Source organism: Spirillospora sp. NPDC049652, assembly GCF_040675125.1.
Taxonomy (GTDB): domain Bacteria; phylum Actinomycetota; class Actinomycetes; order Streptosporangiales; family Streptosporangiaceae; genus Spirillospora.
This window is the reverse complement of sequence record NZ_JBFAOF010001229.1, coordinates 1-1809: the sequence shown is the minus strand read 5'-3', so window position 1 is coordinate 1809 and position 1809 is coordinate 1. Positions and strand designations below refer to the sequence as shown.

Genomic DNA, 1809 nt, shown 5'->3' with positions numbered 1-1809 from the left:
CCCGACCGCGTGGGCGACGTTCACCGGTCGACCAGCGCGAGCACCCGGCACGGGCTTCCGGATCCTCCGGCGATCGGCAGGGGCGCGGCGACCAGCACCGCCCCGCGCGCCGGAAGGCGGTCCAGGTTGCGCAGCTGGGTGAGGCCGTACTTGCCGGCGCCCAGCAGGTGGGAGTGGCAGGGGAACGGCGGGTCGAAGCCGTGCGCCGCGCCCGCGTCCGTGCCGACCATCTCGACGCCGAGGCCGAGGATCGGCGTCTCCTCGGCCAGCCAGCGCGCGCACTCGGAGGACAGGCCCGGCCACACCCCGCCGTTCAGGAACGCGCCGGCGTCGTCGGAACGCGCGTCCCAGCCCGTCCGGTAGAGCAGCCACGCGCCGTCCGGCAGCGCGCCGTGCGCCTTCTCCCACGCGCGCACATGGTCGATCTCCAGCAGGAACCCCGGATCCGCCCGGGCGTTCGCGGACGCGTCGAGCACGACCGCGGGGGCGACCAGGCGACTCGGCGGGACCTGCGACACGTCCTCCCCGCCCCGGCCGGTGGCCCAGTGCACGGGCGCGTCGAAGTGGGTGCCGACGTGCTCCCCGGTGACGATGTCGTTCCAGTACCAGCCCGGGCCGCGCTCGTCGTACCGGCTGATCTCGCGCAGCGAGAACGGGACCGTGTTGGCGAACGGCTCCGGGAGCTGGAGGATCGGGGTCCGCTCCGTCAGCGGCGCGGTCAGGTCCACCACGTCCAGCGAGCCGTCCGCGACGGCGGCGGCGATGCTCCCGGCTGAGAACGCGGATTCGGTCACGGCGGCCTCCCCAATCCCCAGGATGTCCGAAGCGCCCGGCTTCCCCGAACGTAACCGCACCGCTCCGCCTTGAAAAGGCGCGGCCGGGACCCGCCGATCTAGCGGGCGGGGCGCGCGAGGGTGCCTTCCAGGAGGGACAGCAGCTCGGCCAGCGCGGACGCGAGTTCGGCGTTCCGCTCCGGGCCGAGTCCGTCGAGGAGGGACTTCTCGTACTCGACCTGCTCGGTGAGGAGCCGGTCCATCAGCGCGCGGCCCTCGTCGGTCAGGGACACGTGCTGGACCCGCCGGTCCCGTTCGTCGGCGCGGCGCTCCACGAACCCGCGGGCGGCCAGGGAGCGCAGGCGCTTGGTGACCGCCGCGCCGGACGCGAACGTCTCGCGGGCGAGCCGGCTCGGCGTCACGCCGGGGCCGAGCCGGTACAGCGCGGTGAGCGTGTCGTACTCGGCGCGGGCCAGCCCGGCCCGGCCGAGCGGCGTCCCGGCGGCGTGCTGGAGCAGCGCCGCGCACCGGTTCACCCTGCCGATCACGGCCATCGGCGTGGTGTCGAGGTCGGGACGCAGCTCCCGCCACTGCCGCAGCACCTCGGTCACCGCGTCCTGCGCGGGCGGCCGCGAGGCGGGAGGCGCCGGCTGCGACGCGGACGCGTGGTCGGGCGTGTTCGGCGGGATCATCAGGCGGCCTCTCGTTCGGGGCGGACGGCGGCGAGCGCGGCGAGAGCGAGGTGGCCGTCGCGTTCGGCCGCCTCGACGCGTTCGGCGGGCAGGGCGCGCTGCCACCACTCGCCCTCGGCGACGTCCACGGCGTCCCGCAGATCGACCAGGGCGGCGGTGACGCGGTCGCGCAGCGCGGCGACCCCGCCGACCGGTCCGGTCAGCGAACCGCTCACCGGACCGGTCGCCGGTCCGGTCGCCGGTCCGGTCGCCGGGCCGGTCACCATGCGGGTCTCGGCGACGGCGGCGGACAGGCGGTCCAGGGCGGCGTCGATCCGCCCGGACGCGCGCCGGTTGGTGATCAG

Annotated in this window: 2 protein-coding genes and 1 pseudogene; all 3 read right to left on the bottom strand. The window is 76.0% G+C overall.

Annotation, left to right across the window (positions count from 1 at the left end; all coding sequences use genetic code 11):
• Positions 1 to 20: 20 nt before the first annotated feature.
• A complete protein-coding gene (locus tag AB0J52_RS38850) occupies positions 21 to 794 on the bottom strand; it encodes a cyclase family protein (RefSeq protein ID WP_500188058.1) in 774 nt (257 codons plus the stop codon).
• A 98-nt stretch (positions 795 to 892) separates the two neighbouring features.
• On the bottom strand, positions 893 to 1465 hold the full coding sequence (locus AB0J52_RS38845; protein ID WP_500188057.1) for a MarR family winged helix-turn-helix transcriptional regulator: 573 nt from the start codon (positions 1463 to 1465) through the stop codon (positions 893 to 895).
• A pseudogene (locus tag AB0J52_RS38840) lies at positions 1465 to 1809 on the bottom strand (hypothetical protein); the annotation flags it as partial. The pseudogene AB0J52_RS38840 and the gene AB0J52_RS38845, both read right to left, overlap by 1 nt.

Coding starts and splice junctions, on each gene's coding strand:
- AB0J52_RS38845 (WP_500188057.1), bottom strand. CDS start 1,465: ATGATCCCGCCGAACACGCCCGACCACGCGTCCGCGTCGCAGCCGGCG.